This window comes from Maribacter aquimaris (assembly GCF_014596745.1).
In the GTDB taxonomy this organism is placed as follows: Bacteria; Bacteroidota; Bacteroidia; order Flavobacteriales; family Flavobacteriaceae; genus Maribacter_A; species Maribacter_A aquimaris.
Window position 1 is genome coordinate 95670 of sequence record NZ_JABTCF010000006.1, and the last position, 26431, is coordinate 122100.

General features: G+C 40.7%; 23 protein-coding genes and 1 tRNA gene. 11 read left to right on the forward strand and 13 right to left on the reverse strand.

Annotated elements, in window-relative coordinates; genetic code table 11:
* Both HPE56_RS10995 and HPE56_RS11000 read right to left on the reverse strand, forming a co-directional pair.
* The gene (locus tag HPE56_RS10995; RefSeq protein WP_188243809.1) at positions 1–501 is read right to left on the reverse strand and encodes a lipocalin family protein; all 501 of its coding nucleotides are present in this window, start codon (positions 499–501) and stop codon (positions 1–3) included.
* 76 nt (positions 502–577) lie between these two features.
* Positions 578–3229, reverse strand: coding sequence for a DUF5916 domain-containing protein (locus tag HPE56_RS11000; RefSeq protein ID WP_188243810.1), 2652 nt, complete (start codon positions 3227–3229; stop codon positions 578–580).
* 267 nt (positions 3230–3496) lie between these two features.
* On the opposite strand from HPE56_RS11000, the gene rplM reads away from it, so the two are divergent.
* From rplM to HPE56_RS11050, 10 genes are all read left to right on the forward strand, one after another.
* On the forward strand, positions 3497–3952 hold the full coding sequence (rplM, locus tag HPE56_RS11005; protein ID WP_188243811.1) for a 50S ribosomal protein L13: 456 nt from the start codon (positions 3497–3499) through the stop codon (positions 3950–3952).
* Positions 3952–4338 (forward strand): 30S ribosomal protein S9, encoded by a 387-nt coding sequence (rpsI, locus tag HPE56_RS11010; RefSeq protein ID WP_188243812.1) that lies wholly within the window; start codon positions 3952–3954, stop codon positions 4336–4338. Before rplM ends, rpsI begins: the two co-directional genes overlap by 1 nt.
* 244 nt (positions 4339–4582) lie before the next feature.
* The gene (gene rpsB, locus HPE56_RS11015; RefSeq protein WP_188243813.1) at positions 4583–5680 is read left to right on the forward strand and encodes a 30S ribosomal protein S2; all 1098 of its coding nucleotides are present in this window, start codon (positions 4583–4585) and stop codon (positions 5678–5680) included.
* Between the two features lie 74 nt (positions 5681–5754).
* Positions 5755–6579 (forward strand): translation elongation factor Ts, encoded by an 825-nt coding sequence (gene tsf, locus HPE56_RS11020; protein WP_188243814.1) that lies wholly within the window; start codon positions 5755–5757, stop codon positions 6577–6579.
* A gap of 154 nt (positions 6580–6733) precedes the next feature.
* Positions 6734–7441: a UMP kinase gene (gene pyrH / locus HPE56_RS11025; protein WP_188243815.1), complete on the forward strand. Its 708-nt coding sequence runs from the start codon at positions 6734–6736 to the stop codon at positions 7439–7441.
* A gap of 42 nt (positions 7442–7483) precedes the next feature.
* Entirely contained in the window at positions 7484–8041 is a 558-nt protein-coding gene (frr, locus tag HPE56_RS11030) for a ribosome recycling factor (protein ID WP_188243816.1), read from the forward strand.
* A gap of 143 nt (positions 8042–8184) precedes the next feature.
* On the forward strand, positions 8185–10578 hold the full coding sequence (locus tag HPE56_RS11035) for an efflux RND transporter permease subunit (protein WP_188243817.1): 2394 nt from the start codon (positions 8185–8187) through the stop codon (positions 10576–10578).
* A 229-nt stretch (positions 10579–10807) separates the two neighbouring features.
* Positions 10808–12241, forward strand: coding sequence for an asparagine--tRNA ligase (gene asnS, locus HPE56_RS11040; RefSeq protein ID WP_188243818.1), 1434 nt, complete (start codon positions 10808–10810; stop codon positions 12239–12241).
* Positions 12242–12280: 39 nt separating this feature from the next.
* A complete protein-coding gene (rpoN, locus tag HPE56_RS11045; RefSeq protein WP_188243819.1) occupies positions 12281–13738 on the forward strand; it encodes an RNA polymerase factor sigma-54 in 1458 nt (485 codons plus the stop codon).
* Entirely contained in the window at positions 13738–14343 is a 606-nt protein-coding gene (locus tag HPE56_RS11050) for a hypothetical protein (protein ID WP_188243820.1), read from the forward strand. The genes rpoN and HPE56_RS11050 overlap by 1 nt, the downstream gene beginning before the upstream one ends.
* Positions 14344–15017: 674 nt before the next feature.
* On the opposite strand, the gene HPE56_RS11055 is transcribed toward HPE56_RS11050, so the two are convergent.
* The 9 genes from HPE56_RS11055 to HPE56_RS11095 form a co-directional block, all read right to left on the reverse strand.
* Positions 15018–15263, reverse strand: a complete 246-nt coding sequence (locus HPE56_RS11055) for a hypothetical protein (RefSeq protein WP_188243821.1) — start codon at positions 15261–15263, stop codon at positions 15018–15020.
* 203 nt (positions 15264–15466) lie between these two features.
* The gene (locus HPE56_RS11060; RefSeq protein ID WP_188243822.1) at positions 15467–16177 is read right to left on the reverse strand and encodes a porin family protein; all 711 of its coding nucleotides are present in this window, start codon (positions 16175–16177) and stop codon (positions 15467–15469) included.
* A 226-nt stretch (positions 16178–16403) separates the two neighbouring features.
* Positions 16404–16886: an ExbD/TolR family protein gene (locus HPE56_RS11065; protein ID WP_188243823.1), complete on the reverse strand. Its 483-nt coding sequence runs from the start codon at positions 16884–16886 to the stop codon at positions 16404–16406.
* A 19-nt stretch (positions 16887–16905) separates the two neighbouring features.
* Positions 16906–17520: an ExbD/TolR family protein gene (locus tag HPE56_RS11070; RefSeq protein WP_188243824.1), complete on the reverse strand. Its 615-nt coding sequence runs from the start codon at positions 17518–17520 to the stop codon at positions 16906–16908.
* Positions 17521–17529: 9 nt separating this feature from the next.
* A complete protein-coding gene (locus HPE56_RS11075) occupies positions 17530–17961 on the reverse strand; it encodes a hypothetical protein (protein WP_188243825.1) in 432 nt (143 codons plus the stop codon).
* Between the two features lie 24 nt (positions 17962–17985).
* The gene (locus tag HPE56_RS11080) at positions 17986–18735 is read right to left on the reverse strand and encodes a MotA/TolQ/ExbB proton channel family protein (RefSeq protein ID WP_188243826.1); all 750 of its coding nucleotides are present in this window, start codon (positions 18733–18735) and stop codon (positions 17986–17988) included.
* 229 nt (positions 18736–18964) lie between these two features.
* Positions 18965–19052 (reverse strand) — tRNA-Ser (locus HPE56_RS11085).
* Between the two features lie 67 nt (positions 19053–19119).
* Complete coding sequence (locus HPE56_RS11090) at positions 19120–20148, reverse strand: asparaginase (protein WP_188243827.1); 1029 nt, start codon at positions 20146–20148, stop codon at positions 19120–19122.
* Between the two features lie 5 nt (positions 20149–20153).
* On the reverse strand, positions 20154–20921 hold the full coding sequence (locus HPE56_RS11095; protein ID WP_188243828.1) for a TatD family hydrolase: 768 nt from the start codon (positions 20919–20921) through the stop codon (positions 20154–20156).
* Between the two features lie 114 nt (positions 20922–21035).
* Here HPE56_RS11095 and HPE56_RS11100 point away from each other — a divergent pair, with 114 nt between their 5' ends.
* Positions 21036–21479, forward strand: a complete 444-nt coding sequence (locus HPE56_RS11100) for a retropepsin-like aspartic protease (protein ID WP_188243829.1) — start codon at positions 21036–21038, stop codon at positions 21477–21479.
* A gap of 897 nt (positions 21480–22376) precedes the next feature.
* On the opposite strand, the gene odhB is transcribed toward HPE56_RS11100, so the two are convergent.
* Both odhB and HPE56_RS11110 read right to left on the reverse strand, forming a co-directional pair.
* Complete coding sequence (gene odhB, locus HPE56_RS11105) at positions 22377–23591, reverse strand: 2-oxoglutarate dehydrogenase complex dihydrolipoyllysine-residue succinyltransferase (RefSeq protein WP_188243830.1); 1215 nt, start codon at positions 23589–23591, stop codon at positions 22377–22379.
* A 28-nt stretch (positions 23592–23619) separates the two neighbouring features.
* Positions 23620–26415, reverse strand: a complete 2796-nt coding sequence (locus HPE56_RS11110) for a 2-oxoglutarate dehydrogenase E1 component (protein ID WP_188243831.1) — start codon at positions 26413–26415, stop codon at positions 23620–23622.
* Positions 26416–26431 lie beyond the last annotated feature (16 nt).

Sequence of the window (26431 nt, forward strand, 5' to 3'; positions counted from 1 at the left end):
TTACCTTCTCGCAAAAATCAATTCACCACCTTCATTGAAATTGGGAATATCAAGATCGGAAGCATCGATAATCATGGTATCCCCATCGATTTCCACATCTACATTGACCGTTTCCCCTTCGCTATCGACGATTGTCAACACAGCTCCATCAAACGTATAGGTACTCGTTTCAACATCACTTTCAGTAGGACAGGGAATATCCAATCCGGTCCCGGTTGAATTTACATTGATCTCGAGATAGTTCGAAGAATTATGCGCTGTAACAGTCAAATCGCTCTTAAATGTAAAAGCCAGAATGTAACAATCCTTTGCTGTTAAAAAGTCAAGTATATCCCTTGCATTTTTTGCATCATCGCTTGCTGTTTCGCTATCTATCATTAATCCCGTGGCATCCCAAGTCCCAACGATCGAAGTGGCATCCAGCACATCATCCTCCTTATCCGAAGAACAGGATAAGGCCGTAAACACAAGTAATACAAAGAAAAATTTATAATGTTTCATCTCTTATTTCGAATTGATTTTCAACAAACCCTAAACGCAAAAATAGATGTTCTATTATACTTCTTGCCAATACACCCTATAAAATAAAACGATAAGTAGCCTTTATCAAGAAGATATTCTGTGGTTTCTCGTTATTGAAAACATTATCCTGTAGGTCCTGAAAAAGCATTTCCCGCGGATTTCCCGTTTGTGATAAATCCTGCGACCAGACCAGGAAAATTTCCGACCCAGGGGTGTATTCCCAACGAAGTACCAAGTTGGAACGGAACTGTACAAAAGAGAAATCAGGGTTATCAAAACTAAAATCGGAAACACCATCCAAATCATCATCAACCGCGTATTCATTATCGGAGAGTGTGATCTGATTCTCCAAAAACGGGGAAATACGATTTTCGAAATTCTTGGCCAAAGGATCGGTCACTTCCTTGAAATCGCTATATCTTCCGCGAGAGATAAAGGGTTGCCCCCAATACTGAATGGTAAGATTTGGGTTTATGGTGTAATTAAGACGGAATGACATGCTCAAGGTCCTTTGATCCACCGTACCATTTAAATATCGGGTTTGACCCTTCACATCCAAATTATCGATGTACTGTAATTTGTTTTTATTGATGCCATATTCAGGCGATGCGGAAATCCGCAACGAATTAAAGGGTTGATAAACGATACCGAATTCCGCGTAGTAGGAACTAAAGGAATTGTCGGCAGCTTTATTTCCATTATGAAAAAAATCAAATCTCAATTTTTTTCGCCCATCCATTTCAATACCATTCCAAAAGGATAATTGGGGGGATTCCCTAAGTCGGGGTCCACCACGTAAGGCAAAATTCGAGTAGGAAATGGGTTCATAATTGAACCCAAGATTGCTATACCAATTGTTTTTCCAATTTTGCCATGAATTGGTATTGAACATTAGGCTGTTAAAATTTCCTCCAAAATCCCAAACACTCCAATGATTATAATTGACACCCACCTTCCGAAAGGTATTGTCCGGCTTCAAGGTCTGATAGCCTACCCAGGTATAATGTCGAATATCATCGGAACGTCTTTGAAACCCTATATCATTCAACTCGAGTTCCGGTGAACGCCATGTCGCCCCGGTCTCAAATTTCCAATGTCCATTCCCGATTTTTCCAAGTTGTAGGTTCCCTCCTGTTCCCGATAGTGAGGTTCTAGTGGAATCTAACCCAACATGGCCTGCACCAATCCTCTGAAATAAATGTGCGATGGATTCCTGGGTGTTTTGGATTGCCTGGGCACTACCCTGTACATGACTCCAAATAACATCACCCCCAACATACCAATCACGATCATTCCATTGATGCTTAAAATCAAAACCGCCCGTGAATGCCGACTTATGTAAAAAATCAAGACCGGATGTCAATCGTTCCCTATTGGTTGCCGTGAATATGCCACCAATATAACTGTTACGATTGTTGAAGTCTTTTTGCAAACGACCTACAAAATAATTGGTCAAGGGTTCAACTACCTCTTTTCTACGGACCCCTTTGTCATCTATCGTCGCTTGTTTTCTTGCCGTAACACTCTCTAAAACACCAATAGACCATCCATTTTTTGTCTTGCCACTAAATTTGACAGCCCCCAAAATATTGGTGTTCTCGGGTTGATCAACAAATTCATTGTCAGACACCTCAGGGTTTCCTTGGGGACTACGTCCGATACGGCGCGAATAGAAAACGTTGTCCGAACCAAAGGTATTTCCGGCTTGGGAAGAAGACACACTATAGTCAAAAATGTTCTTGTTCTCCACAAAGAACGGGCGTTGTTCCTCAAAGAAAATCTGAAAACCGTCCAAGGTTATGGCAGAAGGATCTGCCTCTACCTGGCCAAAATCAGGATTAATGGTCAAGTCCATAGTCAAATCATTGGTGATTCCGATTTTCGCATCAAGGCCAACAGCCAAATGACCATCGTTTCCATCAAGAAAGGGGTTACCTTCCTCAGCCTCATACGTTTTTAAACTACCTACCGTGTACGGCTGTATTTCCAATTGCTTTTGGGGTTCCAAATCCATTAAACCATGCAACTCACCAAACTCACTCACAAAACCACCCGTATCAGGTGGTAGGCGCTGCCACACGGAACGTTCCTCCTCCCTAAAATGCCTTCGCATCACCTCAAAACCCCAAACCTGTTCCTTGGACTTCCCGAATTTTAACTGACTTAACGGAATCTTCATTTCCGCATTCCAACCATCTCCATCAACACTGGTTTTGGTATACCAAATCGGATTCCAACTATCATCCTCGTTCCCCCCGTTATTCGATTCAAAAACGTCCCCTTTTACCCCAGCGGCAGAAACAATAAAACCAAAGGCAGTCCGTTTATCATAATAACTGTCGATAAAAATACCGACCCAATCCCCATCGAAACCATCACGACGTGAAAGACGTTTGACAATTTTTTCCGGTTCAGTATCCAAACATTGTATACCAACATATACAAACTTTTGATCATACGTAATCTTAAATCGGGTCTGATTGCTCGGGGCCGTATTCTCATCGGGCCGCGACTCAATGAAACCATCTTCCCAAGCTACATTATTCCATGATTCATCATTCAACTTCCCATCGATCAGTGGCGGTTTTACATCATTTAAAGCTTTCGTAGTATAAATCCTTTTCGGTATGACGACTGTCGAATCCTGGGCAAGTGAAGTTGTTTGTACAATAAAAATTGAACAAAACAATAGAAGGCTGGTCTTCATCTAATGATTATTAATTGATTGATGTTGTCCTAAAGACGATCGCAAAAAGGAAAAGTTACAGTTCAGCCTGTAATCACCCTTTTTACGATAATATCCAGGGGGTTTTCGCCTATCCAGTAACAGAAAAAAAAGAAGTACTTGACAAACTCTTTTTTAAATCGAAAAAATATTACGATTTTTGCATTTGCATTTGTATTTCTGCATATTAATTGTACATTTGCACCCCGTTTATAGGGATTGAAGTATTTAATCAATAAAAATATTAGTGTGGACACATTAAGCTACAAGACTATTTCTGCCAATAGAGCTACTGTTAATAAACAGTGGTTATTGGTTGATGCTGAAGGAGAGACATTAGGACGTCTAGCTTCTAAAGTTGCCAAATTACTTAGAGGCAAACATAAACCTAATTTCACTCCCCATGTTGATTGTGGAGACAACGTTGTTATCATCAATGCTGAAAAAATTACCCTAACGGGAAATAAATGGGACAGCAAAACGTACAGTCGCTACACAGGTTACCCAGGAGGCCAACGCACTACAAGTGTGAAACAGATGTTGGAGAAAAATCCCGGAAGAATCGTTGAAAAAGCAATCAAAGGAATGCTTCCTAAAAATAGGTTAGGTGCAGATCTTTTCAGAAACCTTAAGGTTTATGTAGGTGCAAACCACGATCAAGTAGCCCAAAAACCAACTGTAATAAATTTAAACGACCTTAAATAATGGAAGTAATTCACAAAATAGGGAGAAGAAAAACGGCCGTTGCCCGAGTTTATCTTTCAGAAGGTAAAGGAGATATAACGGTTAACAACAGGGATGTGACCAACTATTTCCCTACAGCGACCCTTCAATATAAAGTGAAGCAAGCATTTGCATTGACCAACACGGAGGACAACTACGATGTCAAGGTTAATGTTTATGGTGGTGGTATAACTGGACAGGCAGAAGCCATCCGTTTAGCACTTTCAAGAGCTTTATGTGAAATTGATGAGGAAAACAGGATTGCCCTTAAACCTGAAGGACTATTGACCAGGGACCCAAGAATGGTTGAACGTAAGAAATTCGGTCAAAAGAAAGCCCGTAAGAAGTTCCAATTCTCCAAACGTTAATATCAAATTTTTCAGGTGCTCTTTTCGAAGGGCACCTTTATTATATTTTCTAACTTGTTCATTGAAAGTCCCTCTTTTGGGTCAATTAAAAAATCCCGATTCCCATTTCTAATGGGAGTTTACGATATAAAAACCATATCGTTCCCGGGTAAATTAGTTTAGCATCTAAATGCTGGAGGCTTTGCGTTATTTCGCAATACCACTCCAACATTGCTAATTCAAAAGAACGTAAACTAAATTTAAAATGGCGAAAGTCGAAGTAAAAGAATTATTGGAAGCAGGTGTGCATTTTGGCCACCTAACAAGAAAATGGAATCCTAACATGGCGCCCTACATCTACATGGAGCGTAACGGAATCCACGTCATCAACCTTTACAAAACAGTAGCAAAATTGGATGAGGCCAACGAGGCCCTTAAAAAAATTGCTGCATCTGGCAGAAAAATACTTTTCGTTGCCACAAAAAAACAAGCGAAGGACATCGTTGCAGATAAAGTAGCCAAGGTAAACATGCCTTACATTACTGAAAGATGGCCTGGAGGAATGTTGACCAACTTTGTAACCATTCGTAAAGCCGTTAAGAAAATGGCCTCCATTGACAGAATGAAGAAAGATGGCACCTTCAACACACTTTCCAAAAAAGAACGCTTACAAGTTGATCGTTTAAGGGCTAAATTAGAAAAGAACTTAGGTTCCATTTCTGAAATGACCCGTCTTCCTGGTGCTCTTTTCATCGTAGACACCATGAGAGAACACATCGCCGTTAAGGAAGCCCTTAAATTGAATATTCCAATTTTCGCCATGGTAGATACCAATTGCGACCCTAGGGATATCGATTATATCATTCCTTCCAATGACGATGCATCAAAATCCATTGATATCATCATGGGTCAGGTTACCGATGCTGTTGCCGAAGGTTTATCCGAGCGTAAAGCCGAGAAACAAAGCGAAGCGCCAAAAGCCAAAAAAGAAGAAAAATCAACACCAGCTCCTACACCTGCACCAGCACCTGCAGTAGTTGAAGAAAAAGTAGCTGAGGAAAAAGTAGTCGAAGCCCCTAAAGTGGAAGCTACCGAACCAACAACCGTTGAAGCCGACGACCTTACCAAAGTAGAAGGAATAGGCCCTAAAGCCGCCGAAGCCATTGTTAAGTCAGGTATTAAAACCTATGCGCAATTAGCAGAGGCCAACGCCGATAACATCAAGGAAATCTTGACAGAAGCAAGTTCTAGAATGGCACACTTAGACCCAACGTCATGGCCTAAACAAGCCAAAATGGCTGCTGATGGCAAATGGGACGAACTTAAAGAATGGCAAGACAACACCAAAGGTGGTGTTGAATAGTTTTTCGTTAAGAAGACATTAAAACAAATAACAACATTGTCATAAACCTATGACAGAATTAAATAACAAATAAGATGGCTAAAATTACCGCCGCAGAAGTAAATAAATTAAGAAAGACCACTGGAGCAGGGATGATGGACTGCAAAAATGCATTGGTTGAATCTGAAGGGGATTTTGAAAAAGCAATTGAAACCCTTCGTAAAAAAGGTCAGAAAGTTGCTGCTAAAAGAGCCGACAGGGAATCCTCTGAAGGAGCTGCCATAGCTAAGGTAAATGCAGATAACACTACCGGTGTTATTATTTCATTGAACTGTGAAACAGATTTCGTTGCGAAAAACGAAAGTTTCGTAAGCTTGGCAAACGACTTGGCCACTTTGGCCTTGGATTGCGACACTAAAGAAGATTTTCTTGCTGCAGATTTCAACGGTATGAGTGTTCAGGATAAACTTACTGAACAAACTGGTGTTATCGGTGAGAAAATTGAAATTGGAGGTTTCGCCAAATTAAGCGCAGCTTTCGTTGGATCCTATATTCATGCTGGTAACAAAATCGCTACCTTATCGGGTCTTTCCGCTGTTGTAGATGGTGCTGATGTTGTTGCAAAGGATGTAGCGATGCAAGCCGCAGCAATGAACCCGGTTGCCCTGAATGAAGATGGTGTTGACCAAACTGTAATTGACAAGGAAATCGAAATTGCAAAAGACCTATTGCGTCAAGAAGGTAAACCAGAAGCTATGTTGGACAACATCGCCAAAGGAAAACTTAAACGATTCTTTAAAGACAACACCTTGGTGAACCAAGCTTTCATCAAAGACAGCAAACAAAGTGTTGCCGAATACGTAAAATCAGTAGACGCTAATTTAATTGTCACAGGATTTAAAAGGGTTGCTTTGGGCTAAACAAGGCTTTCCAAAAACAATAAACCACCATATATTCGTATGGTGGTTTTTTTTTGCCAAATCCCAAAGAAACAAACCTATCCCCGTATGCATGTAAAAATGGCAACGCACGATAAGTTTTTTTGACTATTTTTGTTAAAAATATACACTAGGCATGCAATACAAAAGAATACTTTTAAAACTAAGCGGCGAAGCCTTAATGGGCGAGAAACAATATGGTATCGACCCAAAGAGACTTGCTGAATATGCTGCGGAAATAAAGGAAGTGGTCGAAAAAGGCATGCAAGTAGCCGTAGTTATCGGCGGTGGCAATATCTTTCGGGGATTGGCCGGCGCCAGTAATGGCATGGACCGCGTTCAAGGAGACCACATGGGTATGCTCGCAACCGTGATCAATGGCTTGGCACTTCAAAGCGCACTTGAAATCGCAGGGGTGGAAACCCGCCTACAATCAGCCATAAAAATCAATGAGGTGGCTGAACCTTTTATTCGCAGACGAGCCATGAGACATTTGGAAAAAGGCAGGGTAGTGATTTTTGGTGGAGGAACCGGAAACCCATATTTTACAACAGATTCCGCTGCAGTATTAAGGGCTATTGAAATAGAGGCGGATGTAATCCTAAAAGGGACAAGGGTTGATGGCATATATACTTCCGATCCTGAAAAAAACAAAGACGCCACCAAATTCGACACCATATCCTTTAATGAGGTACTCAGTAAAGGATTGAAAGTTATGGATACGACCGCATTTACTTTAAGTCAGGAAAACGAACTCCCTATCATCGTTTTCGATATGAATAAAAAAGGGAACCTTCTAAGGGTACTCGATGGTGAAAATGTAGGCACAAAAGTAAATTTATAGTTTGGAACACTTTGTGCTAATTTGATTATTAAATTAAAGATTATGAACGAAGAAATTACATTTATTTTAGATACTGCAAAAGAAAGCATGGATGCAGCCATCATTCATCTTCAAAAAGAGTTTATTAAAATCCGTGCCGGTAAAGCAAACCCTTCAATGCTATCTTCCGTAATGGTAGATTATTACGGATCGCAAACCCCATTATCGCAGGTAGCCAACATAAATACCCCAGACGGCAGAACACTATCTGTACAACCTTGGGAAAAGGCCATGCTTCATGAAATAGAAAAAGCCATCATGAATGCCAATCTTGGGTTCAACCCCATGAACAATGGCGATATGGTCATCATCAATGTGCCTCCATTGACCGAAGAGCGCAGGATCCAATTAGCTAAACAGGCTAAAGCAGCAGGTGAACACGCAAAAGTTGGCGTACGAAATGCCAGGCAAGACGCCAATAAGGAAATACGCGATCTGGATGACGTCTCCGAAGACCTTCAGAAAAATGCAGAAGCGGATATTCAAGCCTTAACCGACAAATACATTAAAAAAATCGATGCTTTCCTATCCGTAAAGGAGGAGGAAATAATGAAAGTATAAGACTGTTATTTAGTATTGGAATCACAGAAAAGGCGACCCGTGGGTCGCCTTTTTAGTAAACGTTACCTTGAAATTTTATTTCATAGCTCCAATTTAGGAAGACAACCAAGCATTCTTTACCTTTGCGCTCGTAAAAATCCCAGATGGTAGCTAAATTAACACAAGGCTTTTGGGCACGGATCGCCCGGATTATTTTAAGGAATCGTATTTTAATTCTGTTTTTGGTCGCCGCCCTGACTTTCTTTTTGGCCATGCAGTGGGGAAATATGCGCTTCAGTAATTCCCAAGCCAATCTATTACCTGATGATCATCCGGTAAATATCGAATACAATAAATTTTTACGTCAATTTGGCGAAGAGGGCAATGCCGTGGTATTTGCCGTTAAGGATAGTGCCCTTTATACCCCAAAGAATTTCAATCGATGGAATAAATTGAGCAAACAACTGGGGGCATTCCCTGAGGTTGATTTTGTACTTTCCACAGATAACCTTCAAGAGCTTGTCAAAGACCAGGAAAATCAAAAATTCATCTTTGAACCCCTCATAAAAACCGAAATAAAGACACAAAAGGATGTTGATACCCTAATAAACCATCTTTTTAACGACCTCCCTTTTTATGACAATTTATTGTTCAATAAAGAGAGTAGGACTATTCGAACCGTCATGTATTTGGACAAGGATATTGTAAATACTTCGGTGAGAAAGGATTTCATCCTGGAAGACCTCACCCATCTCATTGACAATTTCGAGGAAGAAACCGGTTTGGACGTAAGGGTATCGGGTATGCCCTATATCAGGACAATGAATTCACAGAACATTATCGACGAAATTGGCAAGTTCATTCTTGCTGCCCTTGGCGTAACTTCGTTGATATTCTTTTTCTTTTTTAGGAGTTTCCGCGCCACCCTTATTTCAATGTTCGTTGTAATCATTGGAGTGATGTGGGCCTTTGGTATTTTAGGTTTATTACAGTATGAAATAACCGTATTGACGGCATTGATTCCCCCATTGATCATTGTAATAGGAATCCCCAACTGTATTTTCCTGATCAACAAATACCAACAAGAAGTCAAAAAACACGGGAATCAGGCACTCTCCCTACAACGGGTAATCTCTAAAATAGGGAATGCCACTTTGATGACGAACATTACCACAGCCTCTGGTTTTGCAACCTTCATTATAACCGACAGTAAATTGTTGAAAGAATTCGGTATTGTAGCCTCCATCAATATTCTTGGTATATTCGTTTTGTCACTTCTTATCATACCTATTGTCTATAGTTTTATGCCTTTGCCCAAAACAAAGCACTTAAAACACCTTAACAAAAAATGGATTGATGCTTTTGTGAATCGCATGGAGCACATCGTACGTGAAAAACGCATTACCGTATACATCACATCCATTGTCCTGTTGGTCGTGAGTATTATAGGCATCTATCAAATAGAAATTTCGGGTAGCCCTATCGAAGACATGCCAAAGAAGGCGCAATTTTTCAAGGACATCCGTTTTTTTGAAAAAGAATTCGACGGTATCATGCCTGTTGAAATTGTTGTGGACACCAAAAGGCCAAAAGGGGTACTTAAGCCCGCCACACTCAAAAGAATGGATCAACTCAGCACTGTGATCGATGAGATCCCCGAGTTATCGAAGCCGATTTCAGTCGTGAATTTGGTCAAATATTCGAAACAAGCTTTTTACAACGGCATTCCCAAGTACTACCAACTTCCCACAACCCAGGAAAACAGTTTTATAATGGATGTGGCCCGAAAGTCTTCGAACGACGGCAATTTATTGAAAAGTTTTGTGGACAGTACGGGGCAAACAGCAAGGATAACGACGTTTATGAAGGATGTGAAAACCGAGCGCATGGAAGATATCGAAGCCCGGTTATTGGAGAATGTCGCCAAGATATTCCCTGCTGAAAGGTACACTGTTTATTTGACGGGAAGCGCTTTGTTGTTTTTGAAAGGCACTAAATACCTGGTTAAGAACCTGGTACTTTCCTTGGCCTTTGCCATCTTCCTCATCGCCTTGTTCATGGCTTTTCTTTTCCGATCCTTTAAAATGATTGTCATATCATTGATTCCCAATCTATTGCCCCTTGTAATTACGGCGGGAGTCATGGGATTTGTCGGGGTACCCATAAAACCTTCCACCATTTTGGTATTTAGCATTGCCTTTGGGATATCGGTCGATGACACCATACACTTTCTTGCCAAATACCGCCAGGAACTGGCAACACACCAATGGCAAATTAAAAAATCGGTCTATGCCGCCTTACGGGAAACCGGGGTCAGTATGTTCTATACGTCAATTGTCCTCTTTTTTGGGTTTTCTGTTTTTGTCATCTCCAACTTTGGAGGCACTGTAGCCTTGGGAGCATTGGTTTCGGCCACCCTTCTATTCGCGATGATGGCCAACTTAATCCTGCTTCCCTCGCTATTACTCTCCTTAGAACGAAGTATAGCGAATAAGCAAGTCTTAAAGAAGCCACAGATAGACATTCTTCCCATAGAAGAAGACAACACCAAGGAATAGCCGTAATCGGAACAAAACTTTCCATGGGTCTTCGGTAAATGAATTCCCCTTCTGCCCCATAAACAAGCTACGCCTTGATGTATTTACCAGTCATCGACCCCAAAGTGAATCCCTAAAACAAGGAATCCCTTACAATAATACTCTTAACTCGGTTTTTTATACATTTTAGAACTCGCTTCTTTTTGTGCAAAAGGCTATATTTGAACTTTTAATTTTTATTTGACTTAAAATGAAATCTCCAAATGTAAAAGAACTGCTTTCTATGGCTCCAAAGCTTCAGGAAGTGACGGTAAATGGCTGGGTCAGAACCTTTAGAAGCAATAGGTTTATCGCCCTCAATGATGGATCAACAATAAACAACATCCAATGCGTTGTTGACTTTGAAAAATTAGAGGATGGCGTTTTAAAAAAAATAAATACCGGTTCCGCTTTGAAGATAAGTGGCACATTGGTCGAAAGTCAAGGTAGGGGCCAGAATGTTGAAATTCAAGTAAGCGACATATTCGTCCATGGCGATGCCGATCCGGAAACCTATCCTATTCAGCCGAAAAAACACTCTTTGGAATTCCTAAGGGAAAAGGCCCATTTACGCATACGGACCAATACCTTTTCTGCGGTAATGCGTGTACGTTCAGCATTGTCCTTTGCCATACACCAATATTTTAGACAGAATGATTTCTATTATTTCCATGCGCCGATCATCACGGGCTCCGACGCCGAAGGTGCGGGTGAAATGTTCAAGGTAACCACATTGGACAGCAAAAATCCCCCTTTAAATGAGGAGGGTGAGGTAAATTACAAGGAAGACTTCTTTGGCAAGGAAACCAACTTAACTGTTTCGGGACAATTGGAAGCCGAGACCTATGCCATGGCATTGGGTAAGGTATATACCTTTGGCCCTACCTTCAGGGCTGAAAACTCGAACACTTCCAGACATTTGGCCGAATTTTGGATGATCGAACCCGAAATGGCCTTTTATGATTTGGATGCCAATATGGATTTGGCAGAAGACTTCATCAAATATGTGATCAAGTATGTTCTTGAGAATTGTAATGATGATTTGCAATTTTTGGAAAAGAGGTTGCTGGATGAGGAAAAATCGAAACCTCAGGCAGAGCGCAGCGAAATGGCGTTGATCGAGAAATTGAAATTTATTTGCGAGAATAATTTTAAAAGGGTTTCCTATACTGAGGCCATAGACATCTTAAGAAACAGCAAGCCCAATAAAAAGAAAAAATTCCAATACACCATCGATGAGTGGGGTGCTGACCTTCAGAGCGAACACGAACGCTATCTTGTTGAAAAACACTTTAAATGCCCCGTAATACTCTTTGATTACCCAGCGAATATCAAGGCATTCTACATGCGACTTAATGAGGATGGAAAAACAGTTAGGGCCATGGACATCCTATTTCCAGGAATCGGCGAAATTGTGGGAGGCTCCCAAAGAGAGGAACGTTTGGATGTACTCAAGGATAAAATTGCAGCGCTTGGTATTGATGAAAAGGAACTATGGTGGTATCTCGATTTGAGGAAATTTGGTTCTGCAGTACATAGCGGATTTGGCCTGGGCTTTGAACGTTTAGTGCTATTCGCAACTGGCATGGGAAATATCAGGGATGTAATTCCTTTCCCAAGAACGCCACAGAATGCGGAGTTCTAATCTGAAATTGCTAACTTTATAAGGCAACAATCAATATCAATGCTCAAACAACACTTACAGTTTAAATTATCGCAAAAGCTATCGCCCCAGCAGATTCAGTTGATGAAGCTGATACAACTTCCTACACAGGCATTTGAACAACGCCTGAAACAGGAATTGGAAGAAAATCCGGCTTTGGAAGGTGGCAAAGAGGAAAATGACAGTATTGATGATGAATACGATGACCTATATGATGACGAGCCAGATGGCGACAGTATCAATACGGAGGATATAAATATCGATGAGTACCTCAGTGACGATGAGATTCCTGATTATCGTACAAAGGCTAATAATTATAGTGCCGATGATGACGAGAAGAGCGTGCCATATGCGGCAGGCACCTCTTTCAACCAATACCTGTTGAACCAACTGAATACCGTTTATCTTAATGATGAAGAATGGAGTATTGCCGAATTTTTGGTAGGTAGTGTGGATGAAAGCGGTTATATAAGGAGACCCTTGGCCGACATTATGGATGATCTGGCTTTTACCCAAAATATTTATACTGACGAAAAAACCATTGAATCTGTGTTGAAGGTGGTTCAGGCCCTCGATCCACCCGGAGTGGCGGCACGCTCTTTGGAAGAGAGTCTGATTATCCAATTAAAAAGAAAGGAACCCAATGCCCATATTGAAAGGGCTATTTTAATATTGGAAAAATCATTTGACCAATTTACCAAAAAACACTACAAAAAATTAATTCAAAAGCATTCTATTACCGAAGACGAGCTAAAAGGCGCAATTTCGGAAATTGAAAAACTAAACCCCAAGCCGGGTGGTTCCTATGCCGGGAACAATCGCATTGTTGAACACGTAGTCCCTGACTTCTCGATCAGAATCGTCGAAGGCGAATTGGAACTGACCTTAAATGGCCGGAATGCACCGGAAATGCATGTTTCCAAAGAATATAACAACATGCTCAAGGGCTTTAAGGACTCCAAGGAGAAGTCTAAATCCCAAAAGGACACGGTTATGTTCATTAAACAGAAGTTAGATTCGGCGAAATGGTTTATAGATGCCATAAAGCAAAGACAACAAACGTTGTTGATAACGATGAGTGCCATCATGGAATATCAAAAAGAATATTTCCTGACCGGGGATGAACGCAATTTAAGGCCAATGATCCTTAAAGATATCGCCGACGAAATCCAGATGGACGTTTCTACGGTTTCAAGGGTCGCCAATAGCAAATATGTTGATACCCCCTATGGCACCAAATTAATCAAGGAGTATTTCTCGGAGTCGATGAAAAATGAACAAGGCGAGGACGTTTCGACCAAGGAAATCAAAAAAATACTGGAAACGGTAATAGCCGAAGAGGCAAAGAAAAAGCCACTCACCGATGACAAACTGGCGGCAATATTAAAAGAAAAAGGTTATCCCATAGCACGTAGAACGGTAGCCAAATATCGCGAACAATTGGGCATACCCGTGGCAAGATTGCGTAAACAGATCTAATGAGGAATTTTCAAAAGGCAATTTCCTATATTTTCCACCCACTTTTTATACCCATTTCCGGGACCTTTGCCTATTTCCTGATCACCCCAAAATACAGTCCCTTAGAACTACAAAGTGGCAATATATTACCCATTTTCATCTTAACTGTCATCATACCCATTATCACCTTCCTTATATTAAAGAATATAGGCTACGTACACTCAGTCCAGTTGCCCACTGTCAAAGAGCGCAAATACCCTTTATTCATAAACCTGGTACTTTTACTCATGATCGTACTCAAGGTTATCCCCAATAATTATGTCATTGAGCTGTATTTCTTTTTTGTGGGTCTTGTAGGTGCCACCTTCGCCACTATGGTTCTTTTGTTTTTTAAAATTAAAAGCAGCATGCATCTATTGGGAATGGGTAGTTTGTTGATGTTCTTGATAAATCTTAGCATTCATTTTGAAATCAACATCACCATTGCGATAAGCTTTTTCATTCTAGCCATTGGCCTGGTAGCTACCTCTAGATTATATTTTAAAGCACATAACAAAATTGAATTGTTGATCGGACTTTGCCTAGGCCTAATTTCACAATTACTGACGGTTAAATACTGGCTGTAAGACTCTACAAAAGCCACATACACCCACTATTGGCAATTTTCAACCGCATCTTGGTTTTTTTAAGCAATGACCTACTCCGGGTTATCGCCTCCAGACACCATTGGGATACATTCCTTAATGCCCCATATGATTCAATAAAGTTACCGGAATGGTATTCCCACTTTCTATATACATCTTGGCCAACAAACATATATCAACACCCCATACAGTATGGCTACTCTGTTGTGGTGTTGTTTTCAAACCCCTATCCATTTATCCTGGTCCAATTTACAGGGGTCAATCAGTTCGTTTTCACAATCACATGACATAGTGCCCCCTAATGGATTTCCCAGCGTTAGAACGCTTGTATTTTATTCTTGCCATACATTTGACCATATAGAGGGTCAATCCCAAAAGTTGGGTGCTAATTAGAAAAAGAAAGTATAACCAATCCCGAAGTTCGTGTTCTGTTCTTTTTTGCATTGCCTCAAATGCATAGCATTCATGAATACCGCTAAAAAACAATAGACATGCCGATGAATAAAAAAGAAACAGGGCCGAAAAACCAAGGTATCGCATACCTTGGTTTAGAGGAGCCAGCTGCAGCCTGGCCATTTTGCTGAGACCCATATTGAGGAAAGCAAGTGAAACCCGCGGCCACACCGTCCAGGCCGCTTTCACTAAAGTGAAATGCTCTATGGACGGCTTCCTCCGCCCAATGCGGAAACCACTTGATTTAAAACGAAATCGAAAATAGGCCGTTCCTTTTTTAGGATTCCGTTCAGAGGCGTTAGAAATACAGAATATTTCCTATTTAGGTTAACTCGATTATTTGCATAAATATCCAAATACCCAGAAATTGTTCTTGATCCCATATAGATCGTATTCACTTCCCCTACCCCTGACCTATTCCTTCCATGGATTAAAAGGCAATATCCCATATTAGACCATTTTGAATACCTAAACCTATCACTATATCCGAATACCGTAATAATCCAATCGAAATGGATTCTATTAACGGAACTTATATTTAATCAGGGTATTCCACAAACCTATAGGGAGAACATTATTCATAAGAAATCCTCTTGGTTGCAAAGAACACACCAAAAACATGCTTGACAACCAAATAACCCAATGGACCTAATTACAGAATATAGAAAATAAAGCCAATGCGTAACGGCTTTAAATTAATGGACTCCGAGCCTATCATAGGGCCATCCTCAAAAAGATTACTGAGGGAGTAATATATATGTGCATTGAACGTATTGTATCCAATGTTAAGCATAATCCCATATTGGAACTTTGCAATATCCGGATTAGCGAAAGAAGTTTTATCCGCATCAGTAACCAATTTAGAGCGGGCAGCAAAAATATAACCCAACTTCATACCCGCATAGATCCTGGTAAATTTATATTCCTCAAGCGTGGAATTTCTCCATCTTAGCTCAAGAGGCAATTCAAGTACGTGGGTTTCCAACTTGTTTCGATCCACTTGAATGGTTTCATCGTCTATAACAATTTCATCATCAATTATTAGGCTATAATCTATTCCTTCCGAAGATTTAAATGCCCAAAGATTGGAATAATATGAATTTACGGCATACCCTAGTCCAATACCGATAGCAAAGGTTCTGCTGGAATTGACAGGAATATCCTTTATAATACCCCCCTGCAAACCATAAGAAAGGTTTCTTTGGGTAAAGTCATCAGGTTTGTCCCGAAAAAAATTATAGGTAATGCCCAAATAAAATTGATCTTCAAGATACCTAGAATCCAAGGTTTCGATTTCCTGGTTGTCTTGGGCATACAATCCCATTGCACAGCATAAAAGCAATCCAAGAATCAATTGTTTCATTACCAATATAATTAAGTTAGACTGTAAAAAGGTTTCATAAAATGTACTTACACCAATCAAATACCATTTTGGGGAACTAATTAATAGTCAAATAAAAACCCGGAAGCGATTAATCGGTTACTAAGAAAACACCCTGAAATAAACCTTTTACCTAAAAGTAAAAATAATGAAATAAAAAACGTCCTGACGGTATGGCCAGGACGTTTTTTAAGTTTGAAATATTGTATTACTGCAAGTTCCTAAAAGCATCGCCTTCATAAGTGGTGTAATTCACCTTAAGGGCGTTCACTTTTCTTAACTCTTGCTTTATATCGGATATCAATCCCATATTGGCATTCTTATCCACTTTTAAAGCTGTAGTCAAAACGTTTTGCAATTCTTGGGACTTTTTGGCCCTCTCTGCCAAAATATAATCACCAACTTCAGAAGGATTTGCGAATTTATCATTCAATTGAATCTTTGGTTCAGAACCAAAGACCTTTTGGAATTCTTGGGTTGGTTTACCAACATAGATATAAATCACACGATCCTTTTTCTCCAACTTCTTAACCTCATTAGCGTTAGGAAGTACGTTCTCTACCTTTAGTGAACTATCTTTCATAACCGTAACCGTCATGAAAAAGAACAACAGCATAAACACGATATCGGGTAACGATGCCGTAGACACTGGTGGTAGTTCTCCACTTTTTTTCTTACTAAATTTAGACATAACTTCTCTTTAGATATTATTAATTCGCGGTTGAGGTTTCAGCTTCTGATAGTTTCTGTGGAAACAAATCCTGTATCTTCTTTACCTTTTCCTTTAGGTCGTCCTTAACATTTTGTGCTGTTTCAGGGTTAAGATACTCCGCTTCCATGTCAGTAAATTTTCTGCCATATAGACGTTGTGCCTCCCTATTCCGCAAATCGTTATAAGCACCTACCAATTCATTCTGAACCGTGATATAGGTCCCGTATTTGGTTTCCCTATCATTCTTCAAGGAAATAATCGCCTTGGTTGGATTATCGGAAGATTCAGAATTCTTTTTGCCCTTGCAATAGTTGCAAGATCCATCACCGCCATTATCCAAAAAGGCCATTGCTTTTGCCCTTAAACTCTTTAGGTCAGTCAATTCCTCGTCGGCCAACAATTGGCCATTCTTATTGATATTCACCTGAAAGATGTTCTTTTGTTTAATAACAACATCTTCCACATTCTCTGGCGGCTCCATCGGTGGCAACATACGATCCAAACCAGCATCTGTCTCGATGGTCGTTGTAACCAAGAAAAAGATTAATAGTAAGAAAGCTATGTCCGCCATAGATCCAGCATTTACTTCTGGTGCTCCTGCTCTTCTAGCCATAGTTTATTTTTATTTACTGAACATTCTTTTAATTCCTGGCAAAATAATTGCCAGAATAGCCACGATTGTAAGAATAAAGAATACATTAAGTCCCATTCCTATTTTCTTCACTGTGCTCTCATCCGACATGGCCATATAGTCATCGGAAATATCCGTTCCACTTGCCAAAACATAGGAAATCAAAACAACCAAGATAAATCCACCTAACACAAATAAGGTTTTCTTAAGACCAGCTGGATTTGCAAAAAGGTTCTTCAATGTGAACACTAAACTAGCGACTACCGCAATACCCAATAAAAGGTAAGTAATCATGAACATTGTGTTCATCGCCCCACTTTGGGCGGCTTCTGCCATTGGCATATCCTTTTCTGGCAACATGTACCAGAGTACTGCGGATATAATACCAACAATTAACAAAAATATTTTTAAAAATTTATGCATGATACTATCTGTATTAAGTCCTACTTATTTCTTGTGGTCTACCAACATATCAATCAAAGAGATTGATGAATCTTCCATATCATTAACAATACTATCGATTTTTGCAATGATGTAGTTATAGAAGATCTGAAGTATGATAGCCGTAATAAGACCAAATACCGTTGTTAACAATGCTACCTGAATATCACCTGCGATCAATGAGGCACTCAAGTTACCTACTGCACTAATTTTCTGGAAGGCCTGGATCATACCAATAACCGTACCCATGAAACCAAGCATTGGGGCAATAGCGATAAACAAAGACAACCAAGAAACATTTTTCTCCAATTGACCCATTTGAACACCACCGTAAGCTACAACTGATTTTTCAGCAGAATCGATACTTTCATCAGCTCTGTCCAAACCTTGGTAGTATATAGAGGCAACAGGTCCTTTTGTATTTCTACAAACTTCCTTGGCTGCTTCAACACCGCCGGACGCCAAAGCATCTTCCACTTGTTGTTTCAATTTCGTTGTGTTGGTTGTTGCCATGTTCAAGTAAATGATCCTTTCAATGGCAACTGCCAAACCAAGTATCAAACACAAAAGTACGATACCCATGAAACCGGCACCACCTGTTATGAACATTTCCTTTAAAACCTGCGTGAAACCTTTAGTAGCTTCTGGTGCTGTTTCCTGAACAGCAACCATTGCTGAAGCAACGTTTGCACTTACCGTATTTGTACCTGCTACAAATAACCCAGCTACAGCTAGGGTAGAGAATAATCTTTTCATTTCTTTCAAACTTAAATTTAGTTAGTTAATAAGGGTTAAAGATAAATAAAAAACATAACAAAAATAGTATTTTTTTTTGCTTTGGGCAAGGGGAAAACCGCGTAGTTCCCATAACCTTCAATTTAGTAAAAACAAGCATTCCAAACCGCTGATTTACAGCTTAGACTCGCACATTAAAAAAAATGTTGAAGCCAACTCCCCATTTGTTTTTACGCACCAATGCTTTTTGCAGAGAGGAAGGGATTCGAACCCTCGATACACTTTTGGTGTATACACACTTTCCAGGCGTGCGCCTTCGACCACTCGGCCACCTCTCTAAATTAGCCCAAAAGGTGGGCCAATTAACAAAAAAATACTCAAGTAATGAAATTTAAAACGTTATTTTTATTGCATTTCTCCACGTAAGGAAGTTTCAAAAATCGTTTTAAACAGCTTTGGGGAAACATTGTCCCCCAATAAGTACATCAGCTTCGTTATAGCGGCCTCTGTCGTAATATCCTTACCATTAATGACTTGCATCCGCATCAACGCCCTGCTGGTTTCATACCTTCCCATGATAACACTACCCCCTGGACACTGTGTAACATTGACAACATGAAGATTTCGTTCAATGGCTTTTTTTAAGGCTTGCAACCACCATTTTTCCGTAGGAGCGTTTCCTGCCCCATAAGTTTCCAGAATCAGCGCCTTTAAGTTCGGCGCATTGAGCACGCTTTTGACCACCGATTCATTCAATCCCGGAAATATTTTCAAAATAGCCACATTATCATCCATGTGTTTATGAACCTTTAGCTTTTTTGTGGTTTTTGGCTTAAAAAGGTATTCATCATGCACTTTTAAATGCACACCGGACTCCGCCAAAGGCGGATAATTAGGCGAATTAAACGCTTGAAAATGCTCTGCGTTGATCTTCGTGGTCCTATTCGCACGATAAAGTTTATACTCAAAATACAGTCCCACTTCCTGAACAACAGGTCCCTTCTTCCCTTGCAAGGCCGCGATTTGTATCGAGGTAATCAGATTCTCTTTGGCATCGGTACGCAAATCCCCAATAGGCAACTGGGAACCTGTAAAAATCACTGGTTTCGCTAAATTCTCGAGCATAAACCCTAAAGCCGATGCCGTATAACTCATGGTATCACTGCCATGCAAAACCACAAAACCGTCATAGCCTTGATAATTATCCTCAATCAATTCCGCAATCCTCACCCAATGGTTCGGATTCATATTGGACGAATCTATCGGGATATCGAACGAAACGGTTTCTATGAAACAATCCAATTGGTTCAACTCGGGTATATTCTTCATCAAGGCACCAAAATCGAACGCCCTAAGGGAACCCGATTCATAATCCTTGATCATTCCGATGGTACCCCCAGTGTAAATCAGTAATATGCGTGGTTTATCTTTCATTTTTGTCAAATACCGAATACTTGTTTTGAATTTTCCGTGGTAATCTTGGCAAGTTCGTTTTTATCGATACCGTAAATGCCCGCCACCTTATCCGCCACAAGGTCCAAATAAGCACTTTCATTCCGTTTTCCCCTAAAGGGTACGGGAGCCAGGTAGGGCGCATCGGTTTCCAAAACGATATCCTTCACATCCAAATACTGTAAAAAAGTATCTATCTTGCCATTTTTAAAGGTCACCACCCCTCCGATACCCAATTTCATATTGTATGAAATAGCTCTTTTGGCTTGCTCCAAGGTCCCTGTAAAACAGTGGAAAATACCATACAAATCGTCCCCTTTTTCACTTTCAAGCACCTCGAACACTTCCTCAAAGGCCTCCCTACAATGAATCACTATGGGCAAACCATGCTTTTTCGCCAACTTAATTTGAAATTGGAAGGCTTCCTGCTGTTCTTTTAGGAAGGTTTTATCCCAATACAGATCAATCCCTATTTCACCAATCGCATAAAACTTCCTATCTGACAACAATTTCACGACATGTTCCAATTCATCCTTGAAATTCCCTTTGACATGTGTCGGATGAAGCCCCGTCATCAAAAACACATTTCCGGGATAAGCCGCCTCCAATGCGAACATTGCCTCGGTATAGGTCGAATCTATGGCTGGAATAAAAAAACGATCCACACCTTTTTCCATGGCATTTCGTATCACCTCATCGCGGTCTTCATCAAAAGCCTCGCTGTAAAGATGGGTATGTGTATCTGTTAAAATCATCTATAGTTATTTAATTATCCATCTTGATGCCCTTATGGGTAATTTGATGCGCACCAACCACCATAAAGCCCATTTCAAGGAACAAAAATAGCCTTATCTTTATCAAAAAAATAAATGTTGAGCCTCAAAAAGTTTTTACATAAAAAAAACTACATTAGAATACCCTTGGTATATACCGCCACCAACCATTTTGAGGTCGTCGCCAAAATCAACGGCATTCCCGGTCGGTTTATTCTTGACACAGGGGCATCGAACACCTGTATCGGATTTGACAAAATTGAATTTTTCAAATTAGTTTCCAAGGAATCGAAAATAAAGGCAGCCGGGGCTGGGTCCTCCAATATGGAAACCATGATATCGACCAAAAACAGGATTGAAATCGGAAAATGGAGCAAAAAAAAACAGAAAATCGTTTTGTTCGACCTCACCCATGTAAATGAAGCGCTCACTACCCATAACGCCCTACCCGTTGATGGAATCATCGGTGCCGATGTCTTAAAAAGAGGAAAAGCTGTAATCGATTACAACGGGTGTTTTTTATACTTGAAATTGAAATAACAAAATCATTCTTCGCAACCGATATTCCTACCAACAACCCCTACGAGAACCGTGATTTACAATCACCGCGAACGCCTATAGCCCCCCAGTGGGCAAGCAGGGGAAAAAATGGGTCAATCCCAAAAGTTGGGTGCGAATTAGAAAAAGAAAGTATAAACTATCCCGAAGTTCTTGTTCTGTTCTTTTTTGCATTGCCCAAAAAAGAAACAAAAAACGCTAGGCTGATTTTAAATTTCTTTAAATCCACGCACTTTCCGCGGCCACACCGTCCAGGCCGCTTTCACTAAAGTGAAATGCTCTATGGACGGCTTCCCCGCCCAATGCGGAAACCACTTGATTTAAAACGAAATCGAAAATAGGCCGTTCTTTCTTTAGGATTCCGTTCAGAGGCGTTAGAAATACAGAATATTTCCTATTTAGGTTAACTCGATTATTTGCATAAACATCCAAATACCCAGAAATTGTTCTTGATCTAAAAAAATCATCCCCCTTAAGTTACATTTCCCAAGAATTAAACGATCTATAGCTTTTTGATATTGATGACCCAAGTTACAATCGCCCCCGTATAGATCATATCCTGTAATAGACTTTTGAACGCTAAAAAATCCACTGATAGATTACCCCCATTTTAAACCCTGCATCGAATCCAAATTGAAATTCACCGTATTTTCCACAAAAAAATGGTGCTGGTCAATCCATTATTCCCAAAACAAAGGTCTTTGGCAAAGGGCATATGCAATTGCAGCCCTAAGTTATCCCACAAACCATATCGAACAAGGACATTGGGGATATTCCAGGTGGTGTTCTTCAATATGTCTTAATATGGATGATATTTGGCATAAAAAAAATCCTGAACCATAAAGTCCAGGATTTATATTATAAAGGAAAACGGTGTTACTAAAACTCCAACGCCTTTTTCACGTCATTGTCCATCAACAATTCCTCCGGATTTTCCAGAGCTTCCTTGACGGCGACCAAGAACCCTACTGACTCTTTCCCGTCAATGATCCTATGATCATAGGACAAGGCCACAAACATAATGGGGGCAATCACGATTTCACCATTTCTGACAATGGGGCGTTCAACGATATTATGCATACCCAAAATCGCACTTTGTGGTGGATTGATTATAGGAGTCGATAGCATTGACCCGAATACCCCTCCATTGGTAATAGTGAACGTTCCTCCAGTCATTTCATCCACTGTAATCTCACCTTCTCGGGCACGAATCGCCAAACGTTTTACTTCGGCCTCGACACCCCTAAAGGTTAATTTTTCCGCATTGCGTATTACAGGTACCATTAATCCTTTGGGACCTGACACCGCGATACTGATATCAGCAAACTCATAAGAGATCATCTCTTTACCATCAATCATGGAATTTACAGTTGGATACATATCAAGTGCCCTGACCACAGCCTTGGTAAAGAATGACATAAACCCTAGACTTACGCCATGTTTCGCCTTAAAATCCTCCTTATATTTTTTTCGAAGTTCAAAAATGGGTGACATGTCCACTTCATTAAACGTAGTCAACATGGCTGTTTCGTTCTTCGCCGACACCAATCGTTCGGCCACTTTTCTACGCAACATGGAAAGTTTTGAACGCTTTTCCCCACGACTGCCCCAATTCGGTGTAGTCCCCATTGAAGGCACAGCATTTACAGCGTCTTCCTTGGTGATCCTACCGTCCTTACCTGTACCTTTTATTTGCGCCGTATCAAGATTCTTTTCCGCCAATATCTTTTTAGCCGCTGGCGACGCTGTTCCTGTTGCATAGGTAGTTTCCTGTTTTGCCTCCACTTTTGGTGTTTCCACTTCCGGTTTGGCAGCTTCCGGCGCCACTGCCTTTGATTCCGACCCTTCCGGTTTAGTAGCGGATGTATCAATCAAACAAACAACAGCTCCTACTTCAACCGCATCCCCAACTTCCGCCTTCAAAGTGATAATACCACTTGCCTCTGCAGGAAGCTCCAATGTTGCCTTGTCAGAATCGACCTCGGCAATTGCCTGGTCCTTTTCAACATAATCGCCATCCTCAACCAACCATTCCGCAATCTCAACCTCGGTAATTGATTCTCCCGGTGAGGGGACTTTCATTTCTAAAATCATTCTTTAAATAATTAGATGTTTTATTTCTTTATTTAGGTCTTGTCATATTATCCATGCTCTTATCAAAAACAAAATCCAACACTTGTTGATGTCTGTTCTTGGAGCGAACGGCACTACCCGCCGCTGGTGAGGCATAGAATCTTCGCGATGCCACCCTAAAGCTATCCGATTTAGGATAATGCATCATAAGATGGCTCCAGGCACCCATGTTCCGTGGCTCTTCCTGTGCCCAAACCAGATCATCAGCTTGGTTATATTTTTCTAAGATAGCCTCTATTTGGTTAATGGGCAACGGAAATAGTTGCTCTATCCTAACCAATGCGACATCATCCCTATTCAATTTTTCCCTTTCAGCCAAAAGGTCATAATAGAATTTACCGGTACAGAACACCAAGGACCTTACCTTTTCTACGTCTGCCAACCCATCGTCCAAAACTTCCTGAAATCCACCAGAAACAAAGTCATCAACGGTGGAAACAGCTTTTGGATGGCGCAAAAGGCTCTTCGGTGTAAAAATAATCAATGGTTTTCTAAAACCAACCTTCATTTGCCTTCTCAAGATATGGAACATTTGGGCCGGTGTGGTTACATCGGCAATGTACATATTATCCCTAGCACATAATTGCAAATACCTTTCCATACGGGCCGAAGAGTGTTCTGCACCCTGCCCCTCATAACCATGGGGCAAGAACATTACCAATCCGTTCTGCAACTTCCATTTATCCTCTGCCGCAGATATGTATTGGTCGATCATTATTTGGGCGCCATTACTGAAATCACCGAACTGGGCTTCCCAGATGGTCAACGTATTTGGGCTTGCCATGGCATAGCCATAATCGAAACCAACGACTGCATATTCCGATAGCAAGGAATTGTATATCTGAAAATCACCTTGGTTTTCGGATATATGGTTCAAAAGCATTATCTCCTCTTCACTTTCTTCGACTTTCATAACAGCATGTCGATGGGAAAAAGTACCCCTTTCCACATCCTGACCCGACATACGCACCCCAAAACCTTCTTCGAGAAGTGCTCCATAAGCCAACAACTCACCCATGGCCCAATCCAGCTTATCGGTTTCAAAGAACATTTTTTTTCGATCAGCAACCAATTTGACCACTTTCCTGAGAAATTTTTTGTCTTCAGGGAGGTCGGTCAGTATTTTAGCAATTTTACTCAACTTATCCCTATCATAGGTTGTATCCACACGATCCAACATTTCCCATTCGCGAACCGAAGTAAAATCCTTCCATTCATCGGCCATGAAGGGCGTTATTATCGTCTTATCCTCTTTTCTGGAATCTTCGAGTTCCTCTTCCAAGGAAGCTTTGTAGTCTTGCTCCAATTGCCTTACATGCCCCTCTTCAATAACCCCTTCGGCAATCAATCTTTCAGCATAGATATCCCGAGGGTTTTTATGTTTGGCAATAGCCTTATAAAGTTTGGGCTGGGTAAACCTAGGTTCATCACCCTCATTATGCCCATATTTTCGATACCCCAATAAATCAATAAAAACGTCAGTATTGAAACGCATACGATACTCCAGCGCAAACAATGCCGCATGGCAAACCGCCTCTGGATCATCCGCATTCACATGCAATACCGGACTTAAAGTAACCTTACCCACATCGGTGCAATAGGTTGAAGACCTTGCATCCAAATAATTGGTAGTAAAACCAATCTGGTTGTTCACCACAATATGTATGGTACCATTCGTCTTGTAGCCATCGAGCTTTGCCATTTGCACCACTTCATAAACAACCCCTTGACCAGCTATAGCCGCATCACCATGGACGATGATCGGTAGAACCTTTGAAAAATCATCCTTATAGTGGGCATCTTGTTTGGCCCTTACGATACCTTCGACCACGGGTCCTACCGTCTCTAAATGCGATGGATTGGGGGCAATGTTCATTTTAATCTTATTGCCATTATCCGATTTCCTTTCGGAAGTCCAACCTAAATGGTATTTGACATCACCATCGAAAATCTCTTGCTCGTAATCCTTACCGTCAAATTCACTGAAAATAGCTTTCGCCGATTTGCCAAAGATGTTCGTAAGAACATTGAGCCTGCCCCTGTGGGCCATCCCCATGACAAACTGTTCGACCCCCATTTCGGCCGCTCTTTCAACGATGGCGTCCAAAGCAGGAATCAACGACTCATTCCCCTCAAGGGAAAATCGCTTTTGACCTACGTATTTGGTATGGAGAAAACTTTCAAAGGATACTGCCTGATTCAGTTTTTTTAGGATATGTTTCTTTTGATCATTACTAAAATCAGGATGGTTATCATTTACATTCACCCAATTCTGGATCCAATCCACAAATTCGGGTTTGCGGATATAGATATACTCAACCCCTATGGCATCACAGTAAATCCGCTGTAAATGTCCAATAATATCACGCAATGTATTGGGCCCTAACCCAATAACCTCACCAGCAGTGAATACGGTATCCAAATCCTGGTCACTCAACCCAAAATGTTCCAAATCCAATGTGGGAACATATGTCCTACGCTTACGAACCGGATTGGTCTTGGTGAAAAGATGGCCCCGGGTACGGTATCCATTGATCAAGCGAACTACCCGAAACTCTTTTTGCATGTGTTCAGGTACTTGACCCTCTGAAATCAAGGATGTAGTCCCATCCCCATTTTGAAGTGAATCACCGGTTTTATCCGATGAACTTTCGACCCCAAAATCAAAACCTTGAAAAAATGCCCTCCAACTAGGCTCAACACTATCGGGGTCCGTTAAATATTTGTCGTACACTTCCGCGAAATAGGAAGTATGCGCCGCATTTAAAAAGGAATATTTATCCATGTATGTGCTCTATCTT

Coding starts and splice junctions, on each gene's coding strand:
- HPE56_RS11095 (WP_188243828.1), bottom strand. CDS start 20,921: ATGATTTTAACAGATACACATACCCATCTTTACAGCGAGGCTTTTGAT.
- tsf (WP_188243814.1), top strand. CDS start 5,755: ATGGCTAAAATTACCGCCGCAGAAGTAAATAAATTAAGAAAGACCACT.
- rpsB (WP_188243813.1), top strand. CDS start 4,583: ATGGCGAAAGTCGAAGTAAAAGAATTATTGGAAGCAGGTGTGCATTTT.
- HPE56_RS11035 (WP_188243817.1), top strand. CDS start 8,185: ATGGTAGCTAAATTAACACAAGGCTTTTGGGCACGGATCGCCCGGATT.
- HPE56_RS11050 (WP_188243820.1), top strand. CDS start 13,738: ATGAGGAATTTTCAAAAGGCAATTTCCTATATTTTCCACCCACTTTTT.
- rpsI (WP_188243812.1), top strand. CDS start 3,952: ATGGAAGTAATTCACAAAATAGGGAGAAGAAAAACGGCCGTTGCCCGA.
- HPE56_RS11090 (WP_188243827.1), bottom strand. CDS start 20,148: ATGAAAGATAAACCACGCATATTACTGATTTACACTGGGGGTACCATC.
- HPE56_RS11070 (WP_188243824.1), bottom strand. CDS start 17,520: ATGGCTAGAAGAGCAGGAGCACCAGAAGTAAATGCTGGATCTATGGCG.
- HPE56_RS11100 (WP_188243829.1), top strand. CDS start 21,036: ATGTTGAGCCTCAAAAAGTTTTTACATAAAAAAAACTACATTAGAATA.
- HPE56_RS10995 (WP_188243809.1), bottom strand. CDS start 501: ATGAAACATTATAAATTTTTCTTTGTATTACTTGTGTTTACGGCCTTA.
- HPE56_RS11060 (WP_188243822.1), bottom strand. CDS start 16,177: ATGAAACAATTGATTCTTGGATTGCTTTTATGCTGTGCAATGGGATTG.
- pyrH (WP_188243815.1), top strand. CDS start 6,734: ATGCAATACAAAAGAATACTTTTAAAACTAAGCGGCGAAGCCTTAATG.
- HPE56_RS11075 (WP_188243825.1), bottom strand. CDS start 17,961: ATGCATAAATTTTTAAAAATATTTTTGTTAATTGTTGGTATTATATCC.
- HPE56_RS11080 (WP_188243826.1), bottom strand. CDS start 18,735: ATGAAAAGATTATTCTCTACCCTAGCTGTAGCTGGGTTATTTGTAGCA.
- frr (WP_188243816.1), top strand. CDS start 7,484: ATGAACGAAGAAATTACATTTATTTTAGATACTGCAAAAGAAAGCATG.
- HPE56_RS11110 (WP_188243831.1), bottom strand. CDS start 26,415: ATGGATAAATATTCCTTTTTAAATGCGGCGCATACTTCCTATTTCGCG.
- HPE56_RS11000 (WP_188243810.1), bottom strand. CDS start 3,229: ATGAAGACCAGCCTTCTATTGTTTTGTTCAATTTTTATTGTACAAACA.
- HPE56_RS11065 (WP_188243823.1), bottom strand. CDS start 16,886: ATGTCTAAATTTAGTAAGAAAAAAAGTGGAGAACTACCACCAGTGTCT.
- odhB (WP_188243830.1), bottom strand. CDS start 23,591: ATGATTTTAGAAATGAAAGTCCCCTCACCGGGAGAATCAATTACCGAG.
- HPE56_RS11055 (WP_188243821.1), bottom strand. CDS start 15,263: ATGGGATATTGCCTTTTAATCCATGGAAGGAATAGGTCAGGGGTAGGG.
- rpoN (WP_188243819.1), top strand. CDS start 12,281: ATGCTCAAACAACACTTACAGTTTAAATTATCGCAAAAGCTATCGCCC.
- asnS (WP_188243818.1), top strand. CDS start 10,808: ATGAAATCTCCAAATGTAAAAGAACTGCTTTCTATGGCTCCAAAGCTT.